Annotated in this window: 16 protein-coding genes; 10 read left to right on the top strand and 6 right to left on the bottom strand. The window is 71.3% G+C overall.

What is annotated here, in order from left to right:
* The first annotated feature begins 11 nt into the window (after positions 1–11).
* From ACZ6WN_RS26320 to ACZ6WN_RS26295, 6 genes are read left to right on the top strand one after another with little or no spacing between them, the layout of a single operon-like run.
* The gene (locus tag ACZ6WN_RS26320; protein WP_465868973.1) at positions 12–1,658 is read left to right on the top strand and encodes an ABC transporter substrate-binding protein; all 1,647 of its coding nucleotides are present in this window, start codon (positions 12–14) and stop codon (positions 1,656–1,658) included.
* The gene (locus tag ACZ6WN_RS26315) at positions 1,655–2,536 is read left to right on the top strand and encodes an MBL fold metallo-hydrolase (RefSeq protein ID WP_465868971.1); all 882 of its coding nucleotides are present in this window, start codon (positions 1,655–1,657) and stop codon (positions 2,534–2,536) included. The genes ACZ6WN_RS26320 and ACZ6WN_RS26315 overlap by 4 nt, the downstream gene beginning before the upstream one ends.
* Positions 2,533–2,958 (top strand): Zn-ribbon domain-containing OB-fold protein, encoded by a 426-nt coding sequence (locus ACZ6WN_RS26310; RefSeq protein WP_465868969.1) that lies wholly within the window; start codon positions 2,533–2,535, stop codon positions 2,956–2,958. The genes ACZ6WN_RS26315 and ACZ6WN_RS26310 overlap by 4 nt, the downstream gene beginning before the upstream one ends.
* Positions 2,958–4,100, top strand: coding sequence for a thiolase C-terminal domain-containing protein (locus tag ACZ6WN_RS26305; RefSeq protein WP_465868968.1), 1,143 nt, complete (start codon positions 2,958–2,960; stop codon positions 4,098–4,100). The genes ACZ6WN_RS26310 and ACZ6WN_RS26305 overlap by 1 nt, the downstream gene beginning before the upstream one ends.
* Positions 4,101–4,126: 26 nt before the next feature.
* The gene (locus ACZ6WN_RS26300) at positions 4,127–5,041 is read left to right on the top strand and encodes an SDR family oxidoreductase (RefSeq protein ID WP_465868967.1); all 915 of its coding nucleotides are present in this window, start codon (positions 4,127–4,129) and stop codon (positions 5,039–5,041) included.
* Positions 5,038–5,898, top strand: a complete 861-nt coding sequence (locus ACZ6WN_RS26295; RefSeq protein WP_465868965.1) for a MaoC/PaaZ C-terminal domain-containing protein — start codon at positions 5,038–5,040, stop codon at positions 5,896–5,898. Before ACZ6WN_RS26300 ends, ACZ6WN_RS26295 begins: the two co-directional genes overlap by 4 nt.
* Positions 5,899–5,916: 18 nt before the next feature.
* On the opposite strand, the gene ACZ6WN_RS26290 is transcribed toward ACZ6WN_RS26295, so the two are convergent.
* Positions 5,917–6,561 carry a TetR/AcrR family transcriptional regulator gene (locus ACZ6WN_RS26290; protein ID WP_465868964.1) on the bottom strand — a complete coding sequence of 215 codons (645 nt, stop codon included), beginning with the start codon at positions 6,559–6,561 and terminating at the stop codon, positions 5,917–5,919.
* Between the two features lie 142 nt (positions 6,562–6,703).
* Here ACZ6WN_RS26290 and ACZ6WN_RS26285 point away from each other — a divergent pair, with 142 nt between their 5' ends.
* The 3 genes from ACZ6WN_RS26285 (at position 6,704) to ACZ6WN_RS26275 (ending at position 10,581) form a co-directional block, all read left to right on the top strand.
* On the top strand, positions 6,704–7,876 hold the full coding sequence (locus ACZ6WN_RS26285; RefSeq protein WP_465868963.1) for an acyl-CoA dehydrogenase family protein: 1,173 nt from the start codon (positions 6,704–6,706) through the stop codon (positions 7,874–7,876).
* Entirely contained in the window at positions 7,873–9,996 is a 2,124-nt protein-coding gene (locus ACZ6WN_RS26280) for an acetate--CoA ligase family protein (protein ID WP_465868961.1), read from the top strand. Before ACZ6WN_RS26285 ends, ACZ6WN_RS26280 begins: the two co-directional genes overlap by 4 nt.
* 93 nt (positions 9,997–10,089) lie before the next feature.
* Positions 10,090–10,581, top strand: coding sequence for a hypothetical protein (locus ACZ6WN_RS26275; RefSeq protein WP_465868959.1), 492 nt, complete (start codon positions 10,090–10,092; stop codon positions 10,579–10,581).
* On the opposite strand, the gene ACZ6WN_RS26270 is transcribed toward ACZ6WN_RS26275, so the two are convergent.
* The 3 genes from ACZ6WN_RS26270 to gabT form a co-directional block, all read right to left on the bottom strand.
* Entirely contained in the window at positions 10,578–14,030 is a 3,453-nt protein-coding gene (locus tag ACZ6WN_RS26270) for an indolepyruvate ferredoxin oxidoreductase family protein (RefSeq protein ID WP_465868958.1), read from the bottom strand. The two genes, ACZ6WN_RS26275 and ACZ6WN_RS26270, sit on opposite strands and share 4 nt — an antisense overlap.
* Positions 14,031–14,195: 165 nt before the next feature.
* Entirely contained in the window at positions 14,196–15,665 is a 1,470-nt protein-coding gene (locus tag ACZ6WN_RS26265; RefSeq protein ID WP_465868956.1) for an NAD-dependent succinate-semialdehyde dehydrogenase, read from the bottom strand.
* A complete protein-coding gene (gene gabT / locus ACZ6WN_RS26260; RefSeq protein WP_465868954.1) occupies positions 15,662–17,005 on the bottom strand; it encodes a 4-aminobutyrate--2-oxoglutarate transaminase in 1,344 nt (447 codons plus the stop codon). The genes ACZ6WN_RS26265 and gabT overlap by 4 nt, the downstream gene beginning before the upstream one ends.
* A 65-nt stretch (positions 17,006–17,070) precedes the next feature.
* On the opposite strand from gabT, the gene ACZ6WN_RS26255 reads away from it, so the two are divergent.
* Positions 17,071–17,967, top strand: a complete 897-nt coding sequence (locus tag ACZ6WN_RS26255; RefSeq protein WP_465868952.1) for a LysR family transcriptional regulator — start codon at positions 17,071–17,073, stop codon at positions 17,965–17,967.
* Here the strand turns inward: ACZ6WN_RS26255 and ACZ6WN_RS26250 are convergent.
* The gene (locus ACZ6WN_RS26250) at positions 17,940–18,533 is read right to left on the bottom strand and encodes an adenylate kinase (protein ID WP_465868950.1); all 594 of its coding nucleotides are present in this window, start codon (positions 18,531–18,533) and stop codon (positions 17,940–17,942) included. The two genes, ACZ6WN_RS26255 and ACZ6WN_RS26250, sit on opposite strands and share 28 nt — an antisense overlap.
* A gap of 86 nt (positions 18,534–18,619) precedes the next feature.
* Positions 18,620–19,972, bottom strand: coding sequence for a flavin monoamine oxidase family protein (locus ACZ6WN_RS26245; RefSeq protein WP_465868948.1), 1,353 nt, complete (start codon positions 19,970–19,972; stop codon positions 18,620–18,622).

Below are 19,972 nucleotides of genomic sequence, written 5' to 3'. Positions count from 1 at the left end.
AGGAGTCCGTGATGTCCCATCCCATGCTTCGCCTCACGAGATCACAGGCCCGGACCGCCGGTGCGGCCCTGGCCGCTGCCTGCCTCGCCCTGACCGCCGCCTGCGGCACGGGCGGAACCGCCGCCGGGAAAGGCAAGATCGTCGAGGACGCCGGGCCGCCCCAGGACGGCGGCATCCTGCACACCGCGGCCACCGCGGACGCGCCCTCGCTGGACATCCAGAAGGAGGCGTCCTACATGACCCACGTCGCCGTCGGCACGGTCTACAGCCGGCTGGTCGCGCCGAAGACCGGCAAGGACGTCGCGTACGGCTCGAGCGAGCTCGAGGGTGACCTGGCCGAGAAGTGGTCGAAGTCGGCGGACCTGAAGACCTGGACGTTCAACCTGCGTCAGGGCGTGAAGTTCCACGACAAGCCGCCGGTCAACGGCCGCGAGTTCACCTCGGCCGACGTCAGGTGCACGGTCGACCGGATCAAGAGCCTGCCCGGCCACCAGCTCGGTCTGGTCGCCGGCGTCACGAAGGTGGCGACCCCCGACCCGTACACCGTGGTCTTCACGCTCGCAGCGGCGAACACCGCCTTCGATCAGACGGTGGCCAACCCGTTCATGGCGATCCTTCCCTGCGAGGGCACCAAGGGCGAGTTCGACCTGGCCGAGGAGGCGATCGGCACCGGCCCGTTCGTCCTGAAGAGCTGGAAGCGCGACCAGGAACGCGTGCTGGAGAAGAACCCCGACTACTTCGTCGAGGGTCTCCCCCACCTCGACGGCATCCAGACCACCGTCCTGCCCGACGCCCAGGCGCAGATCGCCGCGCTGCGCAGCGGCAAGCTCGACATGATCTCCTCGCTCTCCACCGAGAAGCGCCAGGTCGACCAGCTCCTCAGCCAGATCGACGGGCTGCAGCTGCGGACGGAGAAGGGCATCACCCAGACCCGGGTCTTCATGAACGCCCAGAAGGGGCCGTTCAGCAAGCTGGAGGTCCGCCGCGCGGTCGCGCACGCGATCGACAAGGAGGGGATGATCAAGGCCCTGCGCTCGGGCGGCACGCTCACCGGTCCCATCTCGCCGACCCTCTTCGGGGCACTGCCCCAGGACGAGGTCGACGGGCTGCTGGAGTACGACCCCGAGAAGGCCAAGAAGCTCCTGGCCGACGCCGGCTACCCCGACGGGTTCTCGGCCGAGCTGATCGCCACCGACGGCTACGGCGAGACCATCCTGCGCGAGGCCCAGTGGGTCCAGGAGGACCTCGCCAAGATCGGGATCAAGCTGACCATCGACCAGCAGGACTACGCCACCTACGTCAGCTCGACCTGGCCGGAGACCAAGTACGACATCATGTACGGCCTGCAGACCCCGATGCTGACGGCCGACGAGTACCTCACCTCGGAGTACACCAGCACCGGCACCCGCAACTGGTCGAAGGTCAACGACCCCGAGCTCGACAAGATGGTCGCCGCCCAGCGCGTCATCACCGACGAGGCGCAGCGGGAGAAGGCGCTGCAGGACATCGAGCGCTACATCATGGAGAACGTCTCCACCCCGCTGCCGCTCTACGCCTACGACACCCAGACGCTCTACTCCGGCAAGGTCCACGACTACCACCCGCACCCGGACTACTCCTCCCGCGAGCTCCAGGACGTCTGGATGGAGCAGGAGTGAGCAGCGGCCCTCCCGTCCGGGATGAGCACCGCCGGGACGACTCGTGCCGCATCGACGCGATGTGGGACGTCGACGGCGCCCCGCCCCGACCCGGGGAGCCGGTGGAGGTCACCGACGGCGTCCACCTGCTGCTCGCGCCGAACGCCAACCACTGGACGTACGAGGGCACGAACACCTGGATCGTCGTCGGGGAACGTCGGGCCGTGGTCATCGACCCCGGTCCGACCGACCCCGAGCACCTGGACCGGATCGACGAGGTGGTCCGCGGGGCCGGCGCCCGCGTGGAGACGATCCTCCTCAGCCACCATCACGGTGACCACTCCCAGGCTGCGCACGCGGTGGCCGAACGCTGGCAGGCCGCCATCAGGCCGCGGGTCCAGCACGGGACCATCCCCGACGGGACCCGGATCGACCTGGGCCGGAGCACCGAGATCCGCACCCTCACCACCCCCGGGCACACCTCCGACGGGGTGAGCTTCGCGCTCGGCGAGCGCCGCGTGATGCTCACCGGGGACACCGTGCTGGCCCGGTTCAACCCCTACATCTCCCACCCCGACGGCACCATCGCGGACATGCTCGGCTCGATGGCCCGGATAGCGGGCCTGGTCGACGACGGCTGGATCCTGCTGCCGGGGCACGGGCCGGCGGTACGCGAGCCCACGACGTACCTGAAGGCGCGGATCGGCGACCGGCAGCGCCGGATCGACCAGGTCGCCGGGCTGCTCGCCGACGGCGTGCCCCGCGAGCAGGTGACCGACCACGTCTACGCCAAGGTCGACGACCAGCGTCGTCCGGCCGCCCGGGCCTCGGTCGAGGCCATCCTCCATTATCTCGACGCTCGCGCCCTCGGGAAGCGGGAGAGAGGCAGCACCGTATGACGACGACCCCCGAGTTCTCCCCACAGGCGCGGTTCGCGCCGCGCGCGACCCCGGAGACCCAGCCCTACTGGAACGCCACCGCGGCCGGCCGGCTCGACCTGCCGAGGTGCCGCCCCTGCGACCACATCTTCTTCTACCCCCGCTCCTCGTGCCCACGGTGCGGCTCCACCGACCTCGAGTGGGTCACCTGCTCGGGGAAGGGCAGGCTGCACACCTACGTCGTCTCCCACCGTCCCGCACCGGGGTTCCCGGTGCCGACCGTGATCGCCGTGGTTGAGCTCGAGGAGGGCCCACGGATGATGACCAACCTGGTCGACACCGATCCCGAGGCCCTCGAGCTCGACATGGCGGTGGAGGTGCGCTTCGAGCAGCGCACGGACGTCGCCGTGCCCGTCTTCGTCCCGGTGAAGGGAGGCGCGTGATGAGCCGCGACGTCGTCATCATGGGTGCCGCCGAGACCGACATCGGCAAGCTGCCCACCACCTCGACCCTCGAGCTGCACGTCGAGGGCGCCCGCCGGGCCCTCGCGGACGCGAACCTGACCAAGGACCAGGTCGACGGCATCGCCTCGGTCTCGGTGCCCGGCCCGATCCAGGTCGCGCACAGCCTCGGGATCACCCCGACCTATGTCGACGGCACCGGCGTCGGCGGCTCCTCCTTCCTCTTCCACGTACGTCACGCGACGGCGGCGATCAAGGCGGGCTACGCCGACGTCGTGCTGGTGACCCATGGCGAGTCCGGCCGGTCCCGGGTGGGCGCGCCGGCGCACCCGCGCGCCAACGACTCGGTGCTGGCGCAGTTCGAGATGCCGTACGGGATCACCGGCCCACCGACGAGCTTCACCGTGCCTGCCCGCCGGTTCCTGCACGAGACCGACAACACCCTCGAGCAGCTCGCCGAGGTCGCGGTCGCCCAGCGGCGCTGGTCCGCCCGCAACCCTCGGGCCATGTTCCGGGAGGAGGTCAGCGTCGACGACGTCCTCGGCGCCAAGATGATCGCGGACCCGTTCACGCTGCTGATGTGCTGCCTGGTGACCGACGGGGGTGGCGCGCTGGTCGTGGCCTCGCGCGAGTTCGCCGAGGCGCACGGGAGCGACAAGCCGCTGGTCCACGTCCTCGGCACCGGCGAGGCGGCCACCACTCCGCTGATCTCGCAGATGGAGGACATGACCCGCTGCAGGCAGTTCACGCTGTCCAGCCAGGCGGCGTTCAAGGAGTCGAACACCTCCCCCGCCGACATCGACCACCTGATGATCTACGACGCCTTCGCGCACGTCCCGCTCTACGGCCTGGAGGACATGGGCTTCGTCGGCCGCGGCGAGTCGGGTGCGTTCGTCGCCGAGGGGCACACCTCCCCCGGCGGACGCCTGCCGCTGAACACCAACGGCGGCGGCCTGTCCTACACCCACACCGGCATGTACGGGATGTTCGCGATCCAGGAGTCCGTACGCCAGCTGCGCGGCGAGGCCGCCGCGCAGGTCGACGGGGTCGGCACCAGCCTGGTGCTCGGCAACGGCGGCATGTTCATGAGCGCGGCGACCCTGATCCTCGCCAACCAGCGCTGATCCCCACCACCCGAAGGAGCAGACCCATGGCAAGCACCGACCGACAGGTCGTCATCATCACCGGCGCCGGCCGCGGCCTCGGCCGCGCGCACGCGCTCGAGTTCGCCCGCCGCGGAGCCGCGGTCGTGGTCAACGACCTCGGCGCCGGCCTCGACGGCACCGGCAAGGCCGAGGACCCTGCGCAGCAGGTCGTCGAGGAGGTACGCGCACTCGGCGGCGAGGCGATCGCCAACGGCAGCGACATCAGCGATCCCGAGGGCGCCCAGAAGCTGCTGCAGGACGCGCTCAACGAGTGGGGCAGGGTCGACGTACTGGTCAACAACGCCGGCATCCTGCGCGACCGGATGCTGGTCAACATGTCCATCGACGAGTGGGACGCGGTGATCAAGGTCCATCTGCGCGGCACCTTCGCGCCGATGAGCGTGGCGGCGCAGCACTGGCGTGAGCTCTCCAAGAGCGGCGAGGACGTCGATGCCCGGATCATCAACACCACCTCCTCCTCCGGGATCTACGGCAACCCGGGGCAGATCAACTACGGCGCCGCCAAGGCGGGCATCGCGGCGATGACCGTCATCGCCGCCCAGGAGCTGCGCCGCTACGGCATCACGGTCAACGCGATCGCACCCGCAGCGCTGACCCGGATGACGGAGAACCTCAACCCGAACCGGCCGCAGGTGGCCGAGGGCGAGTGGAACCCGGGCGCGCCGGAGAACGTCTCCCCCGTGGTGGCCTGGCTGGCCTCGCCGTCCGCGCGCGAGGTGACCGGCCGGGTCTTCAACGTACGCGGCGGGCACGTCAGCGTGGCCGAGGGCTGGGTGGCCGGCCCGACCGAGGAGAAGGACGGCCCGTGGACCGTCGAGGAGCTCGACGTGGTGCTGCCGAGCATGATCGCGGAAGCCCGGGCGAACTCGCTCACCAGCGGAAGGACTCCGGAAGCATGAGTCTGGACCAGTCCGTCATCGGCGTACGCTCCGAGCCCGAGGAGCGGTCCTGGACCGGCGCCGACACGCTGCTGTACGCCCTCGGGGTCGGCGCCGGGCACGACGATCCGCTGGCCGATCTGAGCTACACCAGCGAGCACGGCGACGACGCCTGCCCGCAGCAGAAGGTGCTGCCGACGTTCGGGGTGATGGTCACCTGGGGCGCCCGGCGAGGCGGACGGAGGATGGGTGACTTCAACCCCGCCTTGCTGGTCCACGCCGAGCAGGAGGTCGTCCTGCACCGGCCCCTGACCGCGGACGGGACCGTCTCGCTGACGTCCCAGGTGACCGGCATGTACGACAAGGGCTCGGGAGCACTGGTCGCGAGCGAGGCCGAGGCGGTCGACCCGGCGACGGGCGAACCCGTCGTGACCACGCGCAGCTCCGTGTTCATCCGGGGCGAGGGCGGGTTCGGGGGCGACCCGGGGCCCAGAGTCGCCTCGCCGATCCCCGACCGCGATCCCGACGAGCTGGTGACGATGCCGACCTGGCCCGGGCAGGCCCTGCTCTACCGGCTCAGCGGCGACCGCAACCCGCTGCACTCGGACCCGCGCTTCGCCGCGCGAGGCGGCTTCGAGCGCCCGATCCTGCACGGGCTGTGCACCTACGGGGTCACCGGCCGCGCACTGATCGGCACGATCGCCGGAGGCGACGGCGACGCGATGGCCTCGATGGCCGGCCGGTTCTCCGCGCCGGTCCTGCCCGGCGAGACCCTGCGGGTCGCGATGTGGCGCGTCGATGCGGCGACGACCGCCTTCCAGACTCGGAAGGAGGACGGCACGGTGGTCATCGACCGCGGGCTGACCACATGGCGCTGACCGTCGACCGCTCGGGAGCTACTCGGCCACCTGAGCCGCGGGCTCGGCGACCTCCCCGACGAAAAGCCGCTGAGCCAGCGCGATCGCGTGCCGAGACACCCGTCGCGCCTGGCGCTTGGTCTCGCACGCGGCCGTCATCCGGGCCGCCTCACCGATGAGCGCGGTCAGGATGGCGCCGAGCAGCTGGTTCTCGTCGCTGACACCGAGACCGAGCACCTGCAGGTTGCGGCGGATCCACTCGATGTTGCGGCGGCGGCGCATCATCTCGAACCCCGGCGGACCGTCGCCGGCGTAGAAGACGGGCAGCAGCTCGCGGTCCTCCCAGACCGCGTCGAGGTAGGCCAGCGCACCTGCCTCGAACTGGTCGAGCGGGGCCTCGATGCCGCTCTTGCGCGCCTTCGCCACGCTGGCGGCCGCCGCCGCGGCCAGCCGGTCGACGTACTCCTCCCACAGGGCGAGGTAGAGCTGTTCCTTGCCACCGAAGTGGTGGTAGACGCTGCCGACGCTGGAGCCGGCACGGGCGACGACGTCGGAGACACTGGCGACCGCGTAGCCCTTCTCCGCGAAGACCTCGCGCGAGGCGTCCAGGAGCTGACGGCGCGTCTCCTCGGTCTTCGCCCAGCGACGCCCTCCCGGGCGCTGCGATTCGACCTCTAGGGCCATCGTTCACTCCTCGTCGTGGTGCCGGGATCTTCTCACAATATGCGGATTTCCTCTTGACGACGAACCGCTACTGCGTGACTCTTCTCATAGTTCTATTCTAGAAAACGATTCTAGAAACTCACTCTAACCGAAGGAGCGGGCAATGATCGACTTCGCGCTGGGAGAAGAGCACCGAGCAGTCAAGGAGGCCGTACGCCAGTTCATCACCAAGGAGGTGATGCCACTGGAGGACCAGGTCCTCCTCAACGAGCGCAACGGCCGTCCTGCGCTCGAGCCGGGACAGCTCAAGGACCTGCAGGCCAAGGCCCGCAAGTACGGCTACTGGGGCATCAACACGCCGGAGCAGTACGGCGGCATGGCCGCGGGAGCCGTGATGTCGGCGATCATCGCGGGCGAGGCCGGGCGCACGTTCGTGCCGTTCCGCTTCGGCGGCAGCGCGGACAACATCCTCTACGCGGGCACCGAGGAGCAGAAGCAGGAATACCTCATCCCCACCATCGAGGGCGAGCGCCGCAGCTGCTTCGCGATCACTGAGCCCGGCGCGGGCTCCGATGCCCGCAGCATCCGGACCAGAGCCGTTCGCGACGGCGACGACTGGGTGATCAACGGCGAGAAGGTCTTCATCACCAACGGCAACGAGGCCGACTTCGTCATGGTCTTCGCCGTCACCGACCCGGAGAAGGGAGCCGACGGCGGCGTGACCTGCTTCCTGGTCGACCGGGCGATGGGCTGGGAGTCCACGCCCATCCCGACCATGGGCGAGTGGGGCCCGGCGGCGCTGAGCTTCCAGGACGTACGCGTCCCGAACGACCACATCCTCGGCGAGGAGGGCAAGGGCTTCGAGCTGGCGATGCAGTGGATCGGCAACGGTCGCTTCATGATCCCGGCCGGGGCCATCGGCGCCGCCGAGCGGATGCTCGAGATGGCGATCGAGCACGCCAACAACCGTCACTCGATGGGCCAGGCGATCGCCAACTACCAGTTCATCCAGGGCCACATCGCCGACAGCGCCGTCGAGCTCGAGGCCGCCCGCTGGCTGACCCTGCACGCCGCGTGGCAGGTCGAGAACAAGATGGACGCCCGACACACCTCCTCCATCGCGAAGCTGTACGGCACCACCATGGCCAACCGGGTCGTCGACCGTGTCCTCCAGATCCACGGCGGGATGGGCTACACCAAGGAGCTCCCGCTCGAGCGCTGGTACCGCGAGCTGCGTCTGCTCCGCATCTTCGAGGGCACCGACGAGATCCAGCGCCGTACGATCGCCCGAAACCTGCTCAAGGGCAACGTCAAGGTGGGAGCGTCGTTGGCATGAGCACCCTCGACGCCGACCGACTGCAGGAGTTCTTCCGGCCGAAGTCGGTCGCCCTCGTGGGGGCGACCGACAAGTCGGGCTGGTCGCTGAGCACCTACAACAACCTTCTCCAGCACGGCTTCTCCGGTGACGTGCACCTGGTGAACCCCAAGACGCCTGTCGTCCACGGTGTCGAGACCCACCGCAGCCTCTCCGCCATCCCGGGACCGGTCGACCTCGCCTACGTCATGACGCCGATCGAGGTCGTACCGCTGGTCCTGGAGGAGGGTGCGGCCCGCGGCATCCGCAACTACGTCATCCTCACCGCCGGCTACGGCGAGGTCGGCGGGGAGGGCGCGATCCGCGAGCAGGAGGTCGCCGACATCGCCCGCAGGCACGACCTCACCGTGCTCGGGCCGAACGGGAACGGGTTCATCAACGCGGCCGACTCGATCACGCCGTACGGCCTGCCGATCCCCCCACCGCTCCTGGGCGGTTCCGTCGGGGTCGTGCTGCAGAGCGGCGCGCTGGCCAGCAACGTGCTGGCCTTCGCCCAGGCGCGCAACATCGGGATCTCGCTCCTGGTCTCGATGGGCAACGAGACCGCGATGTCGGTGACCGACGTGATGAACGCGCTGGTCGAGGCGCCCGACACCAAGGTGATCGCCCTCTTCCTGGAGAGCATCCGCCACCCCGAGGAGTTCGCCGAGATCGCCCGGCGGGCGCTGGCGGCGGGCAAGCCGATCGTGGCCCTCAAGATCGGCCGCAGCGTCAAGGCGTCCCGGACCGCGCAGGCCCACACGGGTGCGCTGGTGGGTGACGACAAGACCGTCGACGCCGCCTTCCGTCAGCTCGGCGTGATCCGCGTGGGCTCGCTGGAGGACCTGATGGTCACCGCCGGGATGCTCGCCGAGACCGGTCCGCTGCCGGGAAACCGGATCGGCGTCGTCACCCCCTCGGGCGGCGCCTCCGAGATCATCTCCGACCGTGCCGAGGACGAAGGCCTGGACCTGCCGGAGTTCGCCGAGGCGACCACGGCAGCCCTGCGCGAGGTGCTGCCGCCCTTCGCCACGCCCAACAACCCGCTCGACGTCACCGGCTACGTGCTGCTCGACCGGCAGCTGATGTCGAAGGCGCTCGACGTCGTCGCCGCCGATCCCGGTGTCGACGTCATCATGCTCCTCCAGGACATGCCCCGGACGACACCCGACTTCGACCTCGCGGTGGAGACCTACCGGCACACGGGCGGGGTGATCCGCTCCTCGCCCAAGCCGGTCGTGATCGTGGGCAACGTCCTGATCGATGTGAGCGAGACCGGACGGGCCCTTCGGGAGGCGGCGGGCTACCCGCAGATCGCGGGTGGCATCGAGCACGGGATGACGGCCCTGGGCCACGCGGTCCGCTGGTCGCAGACCTACCGGCGTCATCAGGCCGGCGAGGACGCGCCGGTCGAGGTCGAGGTGACGGGGGCGGACGGGCTGCCACCGCGCACCGGCACGTGGACCGAGCGTCATGCATCGGCGTTCCTGGCGGCCCACGGCATCCCGATGGTGCCGTCCCGGGTGGCCACCTCCCCCGAGGAGGCCGCGCGCCACGCCGAGGAGGTCGGCTTCCCGGTGGTGCTGAAGGCGGCCGCCGACGACCTGGAGCACAAGAGCGACCTCGGCGGCGTGGAGCTCGGCCTCCAGGACGCCGAGTCGGTCCGCACCGCGGCGGCACGGATCGCCGACTCCCTCGCGAAGGCTGGCCACGACGGCACCACGACGGTCGTCCAGCCGATGCGCTCGGGAGGTACGGAGCTGCTCGTCGGTGTCGTCCGCGATCCGTCGTGGGGGCTCACCCTGGCGGTGGCGATGGGTGGCATCTGGGTCGAGATCCTCGGCGACTCCCAGCTCCGCCTGCTGCCGGTCTCACAGGCCGAGGCCCGGCAGGCGGTCGAGTCGCTGCGCAGCGCCGCCGTCCTCCGGGGTGCCCGCGGCCAGGCTCCCGTCGACCTGGACGCGCTCGCCGCCGTGGTCGCCAGGATCGGCGCGATCGCCGTCGCTCTCGGCGACGACCTCGAGTCGCTCGAGGTCAACCCGCTGCTGGTCTCCGGGGACCGGATCGAGGCGCTCGACGCCCTGATCACCTGGCGGGGCTGAGCCGGTTCACCGTGGCCCGGGGTGCGATCCGCATCCCGGGCCTCGGCATCCGCTAGGTTGCGTCCCACATCACCCGTCGACGAGGAGTCTCAGATGCCCACACCCGCCCTGCGTTCAGCCCAGATGATGGCGCTCGCGTTCATGAGCATGGTCGTGGTGCTGGGAGTGGTCGTCTACCTCAGCGTCCCCGACGCCGACCTGGCGCTGCCGTCGACGTACGTCATCGGGGGTCAGGTCGTGGCCGGGGTCGTCATCGCCCTGATCCTCTCGACGATCGGGTTCCGGGTCGCTCCGATCACCCCGGGCACCGACCCGGAGAAGGCGAAGGGCGAGGCGCTGCAGAAGCACCAGATGTCGCTGATCCTCCGGCTCGTGCTCAGCGAGCTGGTCGCGCTCGTCTCGCTCGCGCTCGCGTTCATCCTCACCGAGGGCCAGGTGGTGGCGTACCTCGTCGGCGCGGCCATCTCGGTGCTCCTGATGGCCCTCTTCGCCTACCCCTCGGCCGGCAACGTCGGCCGGGTGGAGGCCAGCCTCGACAGCGCCGGGGCGCAGTCGAGGCTGGCAGACACACTCGGCGTGGTCTAGACCGTCAGGTCGATCCCCTCGGCGGCGAGCGCCTCGCGGTAGGCCTCGACGTTGCGCAGCTTCACGTTCTCGTAGCCACGCACCATGTCCGGGAGCTCCGCGATGCGGACGGCCCGGGCGTAGGACTCCTCGGTGAGGTCGGCGGCGAGGCCGGTGACGAGCGCGGTGTAGTGCGCGAGCAGGGCGCGCTCGGTGCGGCGCACGTGGGCCTGACCGAACGGGTCGAGGAACGTGCCGCGCAGGAACTTCAGGGTCGCCAGCAGGCGGAGCACGACGTGGGTGCGCGGCCCGAAGGTCATCTTGCGGCCCTTGAGGAGCGCGCCGAAGACCGGCGGGGAGAGCTTGAAGCTGATCTTGCCCTGGACCTCGGCACGGACCCCGTCGAGGGCGGCCGGGGCGGTGAGCAGCCGGGCGACCTCGTACTCGTCCTTGTAGGCGGTGAGCTTGAACAGGTAGCGGGCGACCGCCTCGGAGAAGCGGGTGTCCCCGGTCACCGCGCGCTCGGCGTTCCAGATCCGGTCGACGACCTCGACGTAGTCGCGGGCGGTCTGCTGGTTCTGGTAGGCGACGAGCTGCGGGGCGCGGAACTCCGCGAGGCGGCGGACCTCACCGTCGAACGTCGCCTGCTCCAGGGCCGGGACGACGATCTGCTCGGCCGGCGCGGTGGCCGTGCCGGTGACCTTGGCGAACTCCTCCGGCGCGGCGACCGAGGCACGACCCCAGCGGAACGCGGCGACGTTGGCGCTGACCGCGACCCCGTTGATGCCGATGGCCTCCTCGATCGCCTCGGCGGGGATCGGGAGCGCGCCGGCCTGGTAGGCGGCGCCGACCAGGAGGAAGTTGGCCGCGGCGGTGTTGCCGAAGAGCGTGTCCGCGGCGGAGAGCGCGTCGAAGGCACGCAGCGAGGACGTCGTGCCGTTCACCCGGGTGAGCAGCTCGTCGTCGGCCGGGTAGGCGATGTCCTTGTCGTAGACCATCGGGCCGGTCGGCGTCTTCGACGTCGACACGACCGCGCGGGTGCGTGCCGGGTCGCCGTAGGCGAGGTTCTTGCCCTCGGCCAGGGTGAGCAGGTCGAAGCCGAGCAGCGCGTCGGCCGAACCCGGGGTGACCCGGTTGGAGGGGTCGATCTGGCCCGGGCCGAAGCGCAGGTGAGCCGTCACCGGGCCCGCCTTCTGGCTCATCCCGACCTGGTCGAGCGACTCCACCCCAAAGCCCGCGCGCAGTGCGGCGGTCGCCAGCACCTGGTTGACCGTCACGATCCCGGTGCCGCCGATGCCGGCCATGAAGACGCCGTAGGTCCGCTCCAGCTCGCCGTAGCCCGGGTCGGCCACCTCGGGCGGCGTCGGCGTGGACTTCTTGGCCTTCTTGGCGCTCGGGTCGGTCTCGACGGCCATGAACGAGGGGCACTCCCCCTCGACGCAGGTGTAGTCGGTGTTGCAGGAGGTCTGGTCGATGCGGGTCTTGCGGCCCAGCTCGGTCTCGACCGGCTGCACGGAGAGGCAGTTGGACTTCACGCCGCAGTCGCCGCAGCCCTCGCAGACGGCCTCGTTGATCACGATCCGGGTGTTGCGGGCCTCGATCGTGCCGCGCTTGCGCTGACGGCGCGCGTCGGCGGCGCAGTGCTGGTCGTAGATCAGCACGGTCACACCCTCGACCTCACGCAGCTCCCGCTGGGCGTCGTCGAGGCGGTCGCGGTGCCACAGGCGTACGCCTGCGGGGAAGTGGGCGCGGCGGTAGCGCTTCGGCTCGTCGGCGACGACGATGATCGCCTTGACGCCCTCGTTCATCAGCTTGTGGGTCAGCTGCGCCATCGCGACCTCGCCCTGCCGCTTCTGGGCACCGGTCATCGCGACGACGTCGTTGTGGAGCAGCTTGTAGGTGATGTTGACGTTCGCTGCCACGCACGCCTGGATGGCCAGCTGCGCGGAGTGGAAGAAGGTGCCGTCACCGACGTTCTGGAAGGTGTGGCCGGCGTGGCTGTAGGGCGCCTGCCCGATCCACTGCGAGCCCTCGCCGCCCATCTGGGTGATGCCGACGACGGCGCTGTCCTCACGCTGCGAGGCGGTCACCAGGGTGTGGCAGCCGATGCCGCCGCCACCCAGGCTCCCCTCCGGGAGCGCGGTCGAGCGGTTGTGCGGGCAGCCGGAGCAGAAGTACGGCGTACGCGAGGTCGAGAGCAGCGGCAGGTCGATCCGGACCGGACCGGCGGGCTTCAGCTCGGCGCGGCCCTTCAGCGCGCGGCGCAGCGGCGCGAGCAGGCGGCCGGCGGTCAGCTCGCCGTCGAGCGGCACCAGCGGGACACCGGCGCGGTCCTTCTTGCCGATGATGACGGGGGCCGACGGCTCGCCGTAGAGGATCTCGCGGATGCCCTGCTCGATGAAGGAGGTCTTGTCCTCGACGACGACGATCTCCTCGAGCCCCTCCGCGAAGGCCTCCACGATGGTCGGCTCGACCGGCCACATCATGCCCAGGCGCAGCACCCGGATGCCGGCGGCCATCAGCTCGTCGTGGTCGAGGCCGAGGTCCTTCAGACCCTGGCGCATCGAGTCGTAGCAGGAGCCGGAGGCCACGATGCCGACCTTGGCGTCGGGTGCCTTGACCTCGATCCGGTTGAGGTGGTTCTCGGCGGCGTACGCCTTGACGACGTTCATCCGGGGGCCGTAGAGCTTCGCCTCGGCGCCGACGATCCGGTCGGGGAAGAGCTCGATCTTGGTCGGCTCGTAGGTGTAGGGGACGCCGTCCCACTGGGTCTTCGGGGTGACCGGGTCCAGGACGCCGATCTCGGGGTTGACCACCCAGGCGCCGTCGGCGACGTCGGCGACGATCTTGAGCGCGACGACGCAGCCGGAGGCGCGGGAGAGGGCGATGCCCTCCATGCCGTACTCGACGATCTCGGAGGCGTTGCGCGGGAAGAGCACCGGGATGCCGAGGCTCGCCAGGGTCCGCTCGCTGACCGCGGGCACGGTGGAGGACTTCGCGGCCGGGTCGTCGCCGACCAGCATCAGCATGCCGCCGCTGGGGTGCGCGCCGTACATGTTGGCGTGGCGCATCGCGTCCAGCGCCCGGTCGACGCCGGGACCCTTGCCGTACCAGACCCCGGTGACGCCGTCGTAGCGCTCGGTGTCGAGGGTGACCGCCGACTGCGAGCCCCACACGGCGGTCGCGGCGAGCTCCTCGTTGAGGCCGGGGACGACGGTGATGTCGTTGTCGGCCATCTCCTTCGGCAGGCCCAGCAGGAGCTGGTCGAGACCGCCGAGCGGGCTGCCCGGGTAGCCGGAGATGAAGGTGCCGGTCCGCAGTCCGCGGCGCTGGTCCAGGGCGCGCTGCTCGACGAGCATCCGCGCGATCGCCTGGATCCCGGTCAGCAGCACGGGGCCGGCTCCGACGCGGTAGCGGTCGGCCAGGTCGTAGGCCTCGAACGATGTCCCAGGCTCGAAAACTGCGGTCATAGGGGTGACTCCTCAATCTGCCGGGCGGCACTGGTGGTCCGTCTGGAGCAATTGCCGGGACCGCCGGGTGAGGCAGTCCCGAGGAACCACCCGCAGGGTGTGCGGGTGGCCTGGGTCACATCATCGTGGATCGAGCCTGCGTGATGCCAATCACCAACGGCGCCCTCACCAGGCGACGCTGAGGTACTGCGTCTCGAGGTACTCCTCCAGCCCGGCCCGCGCGCCCTCGCGCCCGATGCCGCTCTGCTTCACGCCGCCGAACGGAGCCGACGGGTCGGAGACCAGACCGCGGTTGACGCCGACCATCCCGGCGTCGATCCGCTCGGCCACGTGCAGCGCCTCGCCCAGCTCGCCGAAGACGTACGCCGCCAGGCCGAACTCGGTCTCGTTGACGGCGGCGAGCAGCTCCTCGGTGTCGTTCCAGGCCACGATCGGGGCCACCGGCCCGAAGATCTCCTCGCGCAGCAGCGGCGAGTCGGCCGGTACGCCGGTCAGGACCGTGGGCGCGTAGAAGTAGCCCTCCGAGGCGGGGACCTCGGCGCGGTGGGCGACCACGGCGCCCGCGGCCACGGCGGCGTCAACGAGGTCGGTGACGGTGGCGTAGGCCTTGGCGGAGATGAGCGGGCCGATGTCGCTGCCCTGCTCGGCGGGACCGACCTTCAGTGCCTCCACGGCGGCGCCGAGGCGGGCGGTGAACTCCTCGGCGACGTCGGCGTGGACGTAGAGCCGGTTGGCCGCGGTGCAGGCCTGTCCGCCGTTGCGGAACTTGGCGACCATCGCGCCCTCGACCGCGGCCTCGACGTCCGCGGAGGACGTCACCACGAACGGCGCGTTGCCGCCGAGCTCCATCGAGGTGTTCACGACCCGGTCGGCGGCCTGGCGCAGCAGCACCCGGCCCACGCCGGTCGAGCCGGTGAAGGAGATCTTGCGGACCCGGGCGTCGGCGAGCCAGGTGCTGACGATGCCGGGTGCGTCCATGCCGGGGACGACGTTGACGACGCCGTCCGGCACCCCCGCCTCGGCGATCAGCCGGGCGACCGCGAGCGCCGTCAGCGGCGTCTCGGCGGCGGGCTTGAGCACGACGGTGCAGCCGGCCGCGAGGGCCGGCGCGATCTTGCGGGTGGCCATCGCCGCCGGGAAGTTCCACGGCGTCACCAGGGCGGCCACGCCCACCGGCTTGTGCGTGACGATGGTGCGGGTGCCGCCGGCCGGCGAGGCACCGAAGTCGCCGTGCGGTCGCACGGCCTCCTCGGCGTACCAGCGGAAGAACTCGGCGGCGTAGACGACCTCGCCGCGGGCGTCGGCGAGGGACTTGCCGTTCTCGAGGGCGATCAGCGCGGCGAGCTCGTCGGCGTCGCGCAGCATCAGGTCGCGGACCCGGTTGAGCAGGTCGCTGGGGGTGCGGGGCGGCAGCGCCGACCAGGCCGGGAGCGCCGCGGCCGCAGCGTCGACGGCCGCGGTGGCGTCCTCGGCGGTGCCGTCGGCGACGTCGGCGACGTGCTCACGGGTCGCGGGGTTCTCGACCGCGAAGACGCCGGCGGCGCCCGGGCGCCACCTGCCCCCGACGAGGATGCCGCTGCCGGGCTCGAGGGCGTCGAGGTAGCCGGTCTGCACAGGCTCGGTGCTCGTGGTCACTTGGTCTCCTCCAGTGCGGTCGTGAGTACGTCCAGGGCCTCGTCGAGCAGCTCGTCGGAGATGCTCAGCGGGGGCAGGAAGCGGATGACGTTGCCCCAGGTGCCACAGGTCAGGGTGATGACACCCTGGCTGTGAGCGTAGGCGGCGACGGCCTTGGCGACCGCACCGTCGGGGTCGCCGGTGGCCGGGTCGACGAACTCGGCGGCGATCATCGCGCCCCGGCCGCGGACGTCACCGATGCGCGGGTCGGTCTTCTGCAGCTCACCGAGCCTGCCCAGCAGGCGCGCCTCGATCTCGCGCGCCCGGGTGAGCAGGTCCTCGGCCTCGATGGTCTCGATCACGGCCAGTGCGGCGGCGGTGGCGAGCGGGTTGCCGCCGTAGGTGCCGCCCAGGCCGCCGGGGTGGACGGCGTCCATGACCTCGGCGCGGCCGGTCACCGCGGAGAGCGGCAGGCCGCCGGCGATGCCCTTGGCGCTGACGACCAGGTCCGGCACGACGCCGTCGTGCTCGACGGCGAACCAGGTGCCGGTGCGGCCGAAGCCGGACTGCACCTCGTCGGCCACGAAGAGCACGTCGTTGGCACGGCACCAGTCGGCGAGGGCGGAGAGGAACCCGGGGGCGGGGACGATGAAGCCACCCTCGCCCTGGACCGGCTCGATCACGATCGCGGCGAGGTTGTCGGCGCCGACCTGGGTCTCGATCAGGGACGTCGCCCGGGCCGCCGCCAGCTTGCCGTCGATCTCGTCGGCGTCGCGGAACGGGTAGGACATCGGGGCCCGGTAGACCTCGCCGGCGAACGGACCGAAGCCGTGCTTGTAGGGCATGTTCTTGGCGGTCATCGCCATGGTGAGGTTGGTGCGCCCGTGGTAGGCGTGGTCGAAGACCACGACCGCGTCCTTCCCGGTGAACGAGCGAGCGATCTTGACCGCGTTCTCGACGGCCTCGGAACCGGAGTTGAACAGGGCGGTGCGCTTCTCGTGGTCGCCGGGGGTGAGCCGGGCGAGCTGCTCGGCGACGGCCACGTAGCCCTCGTAGGGGGTGACCATGAAGCAGGTGTGGGTGAAGGCCGCGACCTGCTCCGAGACAGCGTCGACCACCCGGGCGGCGCTGGAGCCGACGGTGGTCACCGCGATGCCGGAGCCGAGATCGATGAAGCGGTTGCCGTCGACGTCCTCGACGATCCCGCCGGACGCGCGCGCGGCGAAGACGGGCATGGTCGTGGCCACGCCCTGGCTCACGGCCGCGACCTTGCGGGCCATGAGCTCCTGGGAGCGCGGGCCGGGAAGCGGCGTACGCAGGAGACGGGACTGTTCGAGGGACTGGTCGAGCGGCTCGGTCATGGGATCAGCATGAGCCTCGGCGACACATGTCGTCCAAGACCTTTTGACTACTACAATCATGCCCCATGAGCATGGATCTGCGACTGCTGCGCTACTTCGTCGCCACCGCTGACGCCGGGTCCGCGACGCAGGCCGCCGAGGTGCTGCACGTGACCCAACCGGTGCTGTCCCGGCAGCTGCGCCAGCTCGAGACCAACCTGGGCGTGCCGCTGTTCGCCCGAGAGGGGCGGCGGCTGCGGCTCACCCGGACGGCCGAGGACCTCCTCCCCCGCGCCCGCGACCTGCTCACGCACGCCGAGGACCTCGAGCGCGCGGTCGGCGTGCTCGCCTCGGGCCGGCTCGACGAGCTGCATCTCGCCGTGCCGTCGACGACGCTCACCGACGTGCTCGCGCCGTTCCTGGCGACGCTCGGGCCCGAGGACCCGGTCGCCATGGTCCGCGAGCTCGACCCGCGCGGGGCGGTCGCGGCCGTCCGCGCCGGCGCGGACCTGGCGATCGTCACCCGGCCGCCGGCCCGGTCCCTGGCCTCGCGCGCCCTCGCCGTGCTGCCGGTGTGGGCCTACGTCCGGCCCGGCGACCCGTGGGCGGGGCGGGGGTCCGTGGACGTACGCGACCTGGTGACGCGGCCGCTCGTGCTCCTCACCGACGACCTGCGGCCGCGGCCGATCCTGGACGCGGCGGCCGAGGACGCCGCCGTGGGCTACGGCGACGTCCTCGAGGTTTCCAACGCCCAGGTCGCGCAGGCGCTCGCCGCCTCCGGCCGCGGGATCGCGGTGGTCTCCGACGACCCGCGCTTCGGCCTGGTGCCCCTGCACATCGACGCGCCGGCGGGGCGGGTGCGGATCCGGCTGTACGCCGCGTGGGACCCGCAGCACCACGCCGCCGAGGCGCTCGCCGGCCTGGCCGAGCGGCTCTCGGCGTTCTGCGTCGAGCGCTACGGCGCCGAGGTCGCGGTGCGCTGAGCGGGCACCTTCAGGGCGGTCAGGATCCGCTCGGTGACCTCGGCGACCGCCCCGAGCCCGTCCACGGTGGCGAGCAGGGCGCGCGCGGCATAGCCGTCGGCGAGCGGCCCGGTCTCGGCGGCGTACACCTCGAGCCGCCGGCGGATGACCGCCTCGGTGTCATCGGCCCGACCCTGCTCCCGGGACCGGGCCAGGAGCCGGCCGACCAGCTCGTCGGGGTCCGCCTCGAGCAGCACCACGGCGTCGAGCCCGACACCCGAGGTCTCCAGGATCGCGTCGAGCTCGGCGACCTGCTGCGGGGTCCGCGGGTAGCCGTCGAGGAGGAACCCGCCTGCGCAGTCACCGGCGGCGAGCCGGTCGGCGACCATCGCGTTGGTGATCTCGTCCGGCACGTACTCGCCCGCGTTCATGTACTCCTGTGCCGAGACGCCCAGCGCGGTCCGCTGGGCGACGTTGGCCCGGAAGATGTCGCCGGTCGAGATGGCCGGGACGGCGAAGCGCTCGGCGATGACGGTGGCCTGGGTGCCCTTACCGGCACCCGGCGGACCCATGAGGAGGAGGCGCATACGAGTCGGGGACCTTTCTCGAGGTTGGCGCGCTCACCCCCACGATGAGCGCGCCGGATCAGAGGCTAGGCACCGCTCCGCTGCGATCACGTTGCAATGACCCGGCGAGCGATCTCCTCGCCCACCCGTACGCCGCCGTCGACGTGCTGGAAGCCGTGGCCGGCGACGTCGCTGCTGCCGAACTCGATCGGCCCGAGCGGCTCGCGCAGCACCGCACCCCAGCGGGTCAGGCCACCGAGGTCGAAGCTGGTCCCGTACGCACCGCCGGTGAGCTCCTGGTGCTGCCAGTCGCTCTCCACGAAGGTGAGCGGCTCGAGCGCCGCGTCCCCGAAGTAGGCGGCCAGCGACTCGAGCACCTGGCGCCGGCGCTCGGCGTCGGAGAGCCGGCCTACCGCGTCCGCGCGCTCGTCGGAGACGAAGCCGACCAGCGTGCCGCGCGACTCGCCCTCGGGGGTGTTGTCGTAGACCTCGTGGACCAGCTGCCAGGGCGCGAAGCCGGTGCCGCTGAGCCCGTCGGCACGCCAGAACGGCGTCTCGTACTGCGCCTGCACCTTGATGACCAGCCCGAACGACTGGTGCTCGCGGGCGATCCGGTGCTCGGCCGGAAGCTCGGGGCTGAACCGGATCCGCCTGACCAGGGTCGGCGGCACGGCGAGGACCAGCCGGCGCGCGGCATGGATCTCGGCGCCGACGTGGACAACGGCGCCGTCCTCGTCCCACTCGATGTGCGAGACGTCCTGGCCGAGCCGGACGCGATCACCGAGTCGCGAGGCCAGCGTCAGCGGCACCCGCTGCAGGCCACCGACGACCCGGCGGTCGAGGATCACATCGGCGTCGACGAGGTTGCTGAACGAGCCCGCGCTGGCGGCCATCTGCACGGCCTGGAGGGCGGAGAAGGAGCGGGCGGGCTTCGTCAGCATCGCCGGCCCGATGTAGAGGGCGATGTTGTCGATGGCGACCGGGTCGTCGCACTGCTGCTCGAGCCAGGCGCGGAACGAGACGCTGTCGAGGTGAGCGGCGTCGTCGAGCTCCCACGGCCTGGCCGGGTCCATCGCGGCAGCGAGGCCGTCGAGGGTCTTGGTCAGCTGCGCGATGGCGGCCGCGGTGGACTCCCCCACCGGCAGGTCGTCACCGAAGCGGTGCGCGGCACCGGCCTTGTCGACGTAGAGCGACTCGCCGTCGCGGAAGCGCGGGTAGGTCGACAGGCCGAGCTCGTCGAGGATGCCGAGGAGGGCGTCCTGGTCCGGCGAGACCCACTGGCCGCCGATCTCGAAGTCGGCCTCGGCGCCGGGCGCTCCGTGCGCCTCGGTGCGCAGCCGGCCGCCGACGCGGTCGCGGGCCTCCAGGACGAGCACGTCCTGGCCCGCCTGGGCCAGTCTCCAGGCCGCGGTCAGGCCGGTCACGCCGGCGCCGACCACGATCACGTCGTGGGTGGTCAT

This window comes from Nocardioides sp. NPDC054178, assembly GCF_055585005.1.
The sequence above is the reverse complement of the archived record's forward strand: the minus strand, read 5'-3'. Positions and strand labels throughout refer to the sequence as shown.

Excerpts from the sequence above, each read along its gene's own strand:
- ACZ6WN_RS26285 (WP_465868963.1), top strand. The coding sequence starts at position 6,704 with ATGATCGACTTCGCGCTGGGAGAAGAGCACCGAGCAGTCAAGGAGGCC.
- ACZ6WN_RS26310 (WP_465868969.1), top strand. The coding sequence starts at position 2,533 with ATGACGACGACCCCCGAGTTCTCCCCACAGGCGCGGTTCGCGCCGCGC.
- ACZ6WN_RS26275 (WP_465868959.1), top strand. The coding sequence starts at position 10,090 with ATGCCCACACCCGCCCTGCGTTCAGCCCAGATGATGGCGCTCGCGTTC.
- ACZ6WN_RS26280 (WP_465868961.1), top strand. The coding sequence starts at position 7,873 with ATGAGCACCCTCGACGCCGACCGACTGCAGGAGTTCTTCCGGCCGAAG.
- ACZ6WN_RS26300 (WP_465868967.1), top strand. The coding sequence starts at position 4,127 with ATGGCAAGCACCGACCGACAGGTCGTCATCATCACCGGCGCCGGCCGC.
- ACZ6WN_RS26255 (WP_465868952.1), top strand. The coding sequence starts at position 17,071 with ATGAGCATGGATCTGCGACTGCTGCGCTACTTCGTCGCCACCGCTGAC.
- ACZ6WN_RS26320 (WP_465868973.1), top strand. The coding sequence starts at position 12 with ATGTCCCATCCCATGCTTCGCCTCACGAGATCACAGGCCCGGACCGCC.
- ACZ6WN_RS26305 (WP_465868968.1), top strand. The coding sequence starts at position 2,958 with ATGAGCCGCGACGTCGTCATCATGGGTGCCGCCGAGACCGACATCGGC.
- ACZ6WN_RS26250 (WP_465868950.1), bottom strand. The coding sequence starts at position 18,533 with ATGCGCCTCCTCCTCATGGGTCCGCCGGGTGCCGGTAAGGGCACCCAG.
- ACZ6WN_RS26245 (WP_465868948.1), bottom strand. The coding sequence starts at position 19,972 with ATGACCACCCACGACGTGATCGTGGTCGGCGCCGGCGTGACCGGCCTG.
- ACZ6WN_RS26295 (WP_465868965.1), top strand. The coding sequence starts at position 5,038 with ATGAGTCTGGACCAGTCCGTCATCGGCGTACGCTCCGAGCCCGAGGAG.
- ACZ6WN_RS26290 (WP_465868964.1), bottom strand. The coding sequence starts at position 6,561 with ATGGCCCTAGAGGTCGAATCGCAGCGCCCGGGAGGGCGTCGCTGGGCG.
- gabT (WP_465868954.1), bottom strand. The coding sequence starts at position 17,005 with ATGACCGAGCCGCTCGACCAGTCCCTCGAACAGTCCCGTCTCCTGCGT.
- ACZ6WN_RS26270 (WP_465868958.1), bottom strand. The coding sequence starts at position 14,030 with ATGACCGCAGTTTTCGAGCCTGGGACATCGTTCGAGGCCTACGACCTG.